This is a genomic window from Candidatus Sodalis sp. SoCistrobi (genome assembly GCF_900143145.1).
Taxonomy (GTDB): domain Bacteria; phylum Pseudomonadota; class Gammaproteobacteria; order Enterobacterales; family Enterobacteriaceae; genus SoCistrobi.
The window spans coordinates 1-6,154 of the sequence record NZ_FRDB01000171.1 but is presented as its reverse complement, the minus strand read 5'-3'; the positions used below and the strand labels follow the sequence as shown (position 1 = coordinate 6,154).

Genomic DNA, 6,154 nt, shown 5'->3' with positions numbered 1-6,154 from the left:
AATATGTCACCAGGGTTTAATCTGACGTACAAGCTGTAAGCTTAAGGCAGAGTACAAACTCACCGGTAACATCCCAATGATCAGTTGGGGATCATTAACCTTTGAAAGTCAATGATCAAGATATAAGGCAGAGTGACATCATGGCAGAGACGTTTGAGGTAGTGGTCATCGGCGCCGGCGCGGCGGGCATGTTTTGCGCCGCCCAGGCGGGCCAATTGGGCCGCCGGGTGCTGCTGCTGCTGGATAACGGCAAAAAACCCGGCCGCAAGATTTTGATGTCAGGCGGTGGACGCTGCAATTTTACCAACCTCTACATCGAACCGGCCGCCTATCTGTCGCAAAATCCCCATTTCTGCAAATCGGCGCTGGCCCGCTATAGCCAATAGGATTTTATTGATCTGGTGCAGCGCCACGGTATCGCCTGGCATGAGAAAACCCTCGGCCAGCTGTTTTGCGATGATTCCGCACAGCAGATTGTCGATCTGTTGTTGGCGGAGTGCCGGCAGGGGCAGGTCACGCTACGTCAGCGCAGCGAAGTGCTGTCGGTCGCCAGACAAGACGGTGGTTTTTTGCTGACGCTGCCGCAGGGGGAGATATTTACCCCTGCGCTGGTGGTCGCCACAGGCGGGCTGTCGATGCCCGGTCTGGGGGCGACGCCGTTTGGTTACCGTCTTGCCCAGCAGTTCGGTCTGGCGGTCATCCCCACGCGGGCGGCGCTGGTGCCCGTTACGCTGCATAAACCGCTGCTGGATCCGCTGGCGGCACTGGCGGGCGTCGCGGTGCCGGCTGTCGTCAGCGCCGAAGATGGCACCCGTTTTCGCGAAAACATCCTCTTTACCCACCGCGGACTGTCCGGCCCGGCGATATTACAGATTTCCAGCTTCTGGCAGACGGGCGAGTTCTTGACCCTCGATTTACTGCCGGAGGTGGCATTGTCGTCTTTCCTCAGCGAGGAAACCGCCGCCCATCCCAATCAAAGCCTGAAAAATACCCTGGCGAAGCTGTTGCCGCGCCGGCTAGTGCATTGTTGGCACCAGTTGCACGACATTCCCGATATCAGCCTGAAACAGTTGACCCCGCGCCTGACGGCGCAATGGGTATTACCGCTGCAACAGTGGCGGGTGCAACACAACGGTACTGAAGGCTACCGCACCGCCGAAGTAACCCAAGGCGGCGTCGATACCCGCTGTCTGTCCTCCAAAACGCTGGCGTGCAACGACGTCCCGGGGCTGTATTTCATCGGCGAAGTGGTCGATGTTATCGGCTGGCTCGGCGGCTATAACTTTCAATGGGCCTGGAGCTCCGCCTGGGCCTGCGCGCAGGCGTTGGCCGTGGCGCCCCATTGACGCCGTCTGGCCGATAAAGCGTTGTCCCGCCCCGCCGCTTAACCCTCGTCATTTACTGGGCAAGCGCTAGCTGCCGGCGAAGGGCTAGGGCGAGCGCGCAGTCAGGGGCGCACGGGCAACGCCACGGAGTGTTGCCGCGCGATTTACGGCCGGGCCGGGCGCCACATCGGCTTCGACCCCGATTAAACGCCGACTTTATAGCCGTGAAGCCAGGAAAAATGCCGGCCAAGTTCATTGAGGACCCGATTGCGCTCCAGGCGTGCGGCCCCTGCGGCAAGATGCAGGCAATCGTTGACGCTTCGCGACGAGGTTTGGATCCGTTCCCCTCGCGCTTTACGCTCCTGCTCATAGGCATCGAACTTGGCTGCCACGGAGGAGAGCGCGTCGTTGTTGATAACATGGGCGAGGGCGATAGCATCTTCAAACGATGAAATGGCCCCTTGTCCATGATGCGGCATCATGCCGTGAGCAGCATCACCGATTAACACCGCTCGTCCGCGATGCCATGAGGACAGAGGACTGACCTGGAACATGCCCCAGCGTTCAGCCAGATTCACATGCTCAAGCAATTGCCCGACGGCGGGGTGCCAATGGGCAAATTTTTTGCCGATGGCCGCAGCGTCGGCGGGGACTCGCCAGGCGTCGTGCTCCCACTTCTCCGGGCCATCCATGAATACCACGATGGTCTGATATTCAAAGTCTTTGCCGATGGGAAAATTAAGCACATGCATGCCCTCGCCCATCCAGTCCGTAAAGGAATGCGGCTCGGGAAGACGGTCTAGTAGCGCGGTTTTGGCCAGCCCGCGAAAGGCACTATTGCCCGTAAACACCGGGCGGGCGGTATCACTGACCGTCTGCCGCACCACGGATCGGATACCATCGGCCCCGACGACCAAATCCGCGGTATCCCGGGTGCCGTCAGCCCAATAGAGCGTTGCTTCCTCCCCCGTGTCCTCCAGCCGGGTCAACGGCTTGCCGAGCCGGATATTTTCTCGCCCGACGACGTCAAGCAACGCCGCCTGAAGATCGGTACGGAAAGCGCCATAATAGGGATAGCCGTATTCCTGCCGGTACCAGTTATCGCGCGCCAGCCGCTGTGAGGCCGCCACGCTGCCGTCTTCATTGCGAAAATAGGCCGCTTCCGTCTCGCAAGACCGTTGCGCCATTGCCGACGCGATACCCATTTCTGCAAACAGGCGCGTTCCATTCGCCCAAAGCGAGATCCCGGCGCCGAGCTCGGTCAATTCATTGGCCTGTTCATAGACGATAACATCATGCCTGCTGTTTCTCATGGCGGCGGCGAAAGCCAACCCGCCCATACCCGCTCCGATTACCGCGATTCGTGCCATCGGGTTGTTCTCCAGTCATTTTCGACAAAATGGGGATGCAATGTCCTGTCGGCGACAGTAAGCCTCGTTGCGCCACAACAAAGGATCATCGGCTGGCGTTAGCTGAAAAACCTGGCCAAGGCGCTCTGATCGGAGCGCCTTCGTGTTAAGCCTTTCTTCTTGGGCGCCGTTTGCACCCGATGATGAGCCTTAACGACGTTCAAGCTCAGCTCTGACCCGGATAGGTTAAATAGCTCATGCCCGTAATCCACTCTGGAACGGATTCATACGCCACATAATCTGGGCGGGCGCCTTTCATGGCGCCCATCAGCGCAACCCAGTTAAGCGCCTCATGGCCACCGTGGCCGCCACGCTCTTCCACTTCCTCGTAGGTCAGCGCGCGCATATAGGCCACATCGCCTGCCTCAAAGCGCTCAAGCATTTCGCGATCCCACTCTTCATTGACCAGCGGATGGCTATGGCCCAAGGGCCATTCCATTCTGCTCATCATATCGATTTCGTATTGGGCAAAGTCGGTATAAAGCGTGGGGTCGTCAACCAGAGCGCTTTTGCCGACGGTCTGATAGACTTTCATGCGCTGCAGCAGCTCATCCTCTTCCGGCGCCCCCTCGACCCAGACCGGCGGCCAGTGAGAGAGCCCCCCGGTCGCGAGGAAGTGCACGCGATAATCGTCCGGCAAGGCGTCGATGATTTCACGCACCTTCAACCCCAAATCATAAGCACGGGAATACGGCATTAGAGGCGGGGAAAAGACGTTGATATAAACCGGTACTACCGGAATATTAAATTCGGGATTGATGAAAAACAGCGGCATCATCAGGTTATTGCCATATTCAATCGCGCCCATTCGCGTAGCATCAAAACCGCCGTGAATCAATTTTTCCAGCAGGGTTTGCGCAATGCCTGCGTGACTGGCAATACTGTGCTGAGTATCAAATTTCAGCGCTTCCATCATATATTCTGCCGGGCCGATATTGGCATCGCTTACCGGAACCCCCAGCGTAGGCATAAGATTACGAAAATTATTTTCAAAATGATCATCCAAAAAAGCAATAATCAGATTCGGTTTGGTTTCATCGATACATTGCTTCAGTTTGGCGTGGATCGCCGCCAGGCGTTCACGCTGTTCAGCCGAAGGCGCATCCGCCCAGCCTAACGCGCCGGGAACATGGGACATACTGATTGCACTGACAATCTTGGCCATATCAATACCTCATGAATTACACTGTCTTGATGAGTGAAATAAATAACACCCCTGTGGATCACCCAGCGCTTTTTACTGTGACGCAGGCGATAAGGGCATTGCTGAAATAACCCTGTTAAACACATGTGTGCTAACCGTCATTGAAGCGGGTGGTGTTTGCTTTAAAGCCTGTGCTCTTATCAGATAATCGTCGTGATTAATGTGCCTATTTCCGACATAGCGACGACCACTTCATCACCCTTACGTAAATATTTAGGGGGTGAAAAACCTAATCCGACGCCGGCGGGCGTACCGGTGGCAATAATATCGCCCGGCAGTAAAGTGATATTCTGACCAATGGTTTTTATCAATGTGGGAATATCAAATATCAAATCGGTGATTGCCGCTGCCTGTCTTAATTCGCCGTTAACGGTGCAGGTGATTGTCTGCGCTCCGGGCGCGCCGAATTCATCCGCCGTCACCAAAACAGGACCCATAGGACAAAACCCATCAATGCCTTTGCCCAGCAGCCATTGGCTATGCTGTTTCTGGAGATGGCGCGAGGTGGGGTCGTTTACCAGGTATAGCCAAAGACATAGGCGAGAGGATCATCGCCCGGCGCAACGCGGCCTTTTTTGCCCAGAACAACCGCCAGCTCGGCCTCGTAATCGAGAGTGTCGTAGGGATCGAGGCTGCTGTCTACCGTATCACCCGGGCCACTTACGGACGTACAGGGCTTACTGAAAATGATCGGGTGAGTGGGAATGTTGCCTGCGGCGGCGCTGGAGTCATAACCACTGTTGCCAAACTCATGGGCATGGGCATAATAATTTTTACCCACGCAAAAAATATTCCGCCGCGGAGAGGGAATGGGCGCCAGCAAACGAACGTCTTTAAGCGCATAGGTATCTACACATCAGGGAGGAGGCTTAAGAGCAACTCTCGCTAAATGAGTAAGTTCTTCCAGACTATATTCCGATAATAATTTTAGTGTATTCAACAAGATGGATAGGCCAGCGAGCAGAGCAGGAGCGCTCTCTCTGCGGCCTCGCTTTTGCTGTCGTCCTGACAAGCGACATATCAGCTGGCGGGCTGCCGCATTTTCTTCTCCTTCAGCGCGTTGCAGCCGCCATACCAGAACAGCAGCCATACTGGCTATTAACAACCTGCGTAGTACGGCTGGCGCGCTGCGCTGAAGCCATGTTTCTACGTCATGTCCGGCACCTTTCAGCAACTTAAAAAATGATTCAATATTCCAGCGCCAGTAATACCAACGAGCTACTTCCTCGCAGGTGATCTCGCTGCAAACGTTTGTAAGCAGCGTCCAGCGTCCCACCACATTACCGAGATCATCCGTAAGCCGAACAACAACCAATCTGACCGTCAGAGGCTCTCCAGGTTGGATTTTTATGCGGCGGCCGGTTTCTTTATCTTTACGCTTCTGCTGCGCAGCTCGGGTTATGACTATCGAGGTTTCACTGATTTCCATATCAGCTTTTTTCCCTTTCCAGTCTACCTGTCCGCATCCGTTGTATGGCAGAAGAGCAGCAATCTCACCAATTTTCAATGAATTACCTTGCCACTCTGCACCATGTCCTTCTTTTCCTCGGATAAGCCAGCATATTCCTTGAGTACTCAACGTCCGCATATGTCCAATAGAGTCACCCTCTCTATCAATTATATGAATCAGCTTTTTACCTATATTAAGCGATTCCACACGGGCAATATCGGTCGTCAAGGCGTCCATATGTGTCTGCCGTTCGGACAGTCCTTCCGCCAACGTTGAATGACAACCGGTTGCATCGGTAAGTGTCTGAGATAGAGGCGCTATTGGCAAACCCGTGCCAGCATCAACCAGCAAGCTGCTTTGAAGTTCATATCCAACATCGCCACCGTGCGTCATTTTTAAGCGTCCGTATTTGGCATGATGGTAAAGAAATTGTAAACGTGACCAATCATGAACAACGAGAGCGTATGGATGCGGGCTAAGCGAAATTTGCTCAAGTGCTAGCGAAATAATTGGCTCATTGAGTTGACTGAAGCTAATTCGCTTATTATTCAGAAAACGCCAGACAGCTTGGGTAGTTGCGAAAGTTGATTTTTGAGCACTTGCGAGGTCTTTAACCGCAGAAGCAAGAAGAGCCGCGGGCGTCATATGCTGTTTAACCAGCGTCTGATATCGGCGGGTAAGGCGAGAGTCAATCCCGCCAACAGATAGGTTGAAATCATTCTGCAAAGTAATAACAGGTATCACGATAAATGTGTAGATACCTATG

Annotated in this window: 3 protein-coding genes and 2 pseudogenes; 1 reads left to right on the top strand and 4 read right to left on the bottom strand. The window is 54.5% G+C overall.

Annotation, left to right across the window (positions count from 1 at the left end; translation table 11 throughout):
• Positions 1-140 precede the first annotated feature (140 nt).
• Positions 141-1,346, top strand: a pseudogene (locus CINSTRO3249_RS11515) (NAD(P)/FAD-dependent oxidoreductase).
• Positions 1,347-1,528: 182 nt separating this feature from the next.
• Here the strand turns inward: CINSTRO3249_RS11515 and CINSTRO3249_RS11510 are convergent.
• The 4 genes and pseudogenes from CINSTRO3249_RS11510 to CINSTRO3249_RS11495 all read right to left on the bottom strand — a co-directional run.
• Positions 1,529-2,695 carry an FAD-dependent monooxygenase gene (locus CINSTRO3249_RS11510; protein WP_074013384.1) on the bottom strand — a complete coding sequence of 389 codons (1,167 nt, stop codon included), beginning with the start codon at positions 2,693-2,695 and terminating at the stop codon, positions 1,529-1,531.
• A gap of 205 nt (positions 2,696-2,900) precedes the next feature.
• Positions 2,901-3,872 (bottom strand): DODA-type extradiol aromatic ring-opening family dioxygenase, encoded by a 972-nt coding sequence (locus tag CINSTRO3249_RS11505; RefSeq protein ID WP_254304355.1) that lies wholly within the window; start codon positions 3,870-3,872, stop codon positions 2,901-2,903.
• Positions 3,873-4,078: 206 nt separating this feature from the next.
• Positions 4,079-4,719 (bottom strand): annotated as a pseudogene (locus CINSTRO3249_RS11500) (fumarylacetoacetate hydrolase family protein).
• A 75-nt stretch (positions 4,720-4,794) separates the two neighbouring features.
• Positions 4,795-6,154 (bottom strand): flagellar biosynthesis protein FlhF (locus CINSTRO3249_RS11495; protein ID WP_254304262.1); only part of this gene is annotated, 1,360 nt, incomplete at its 5' end.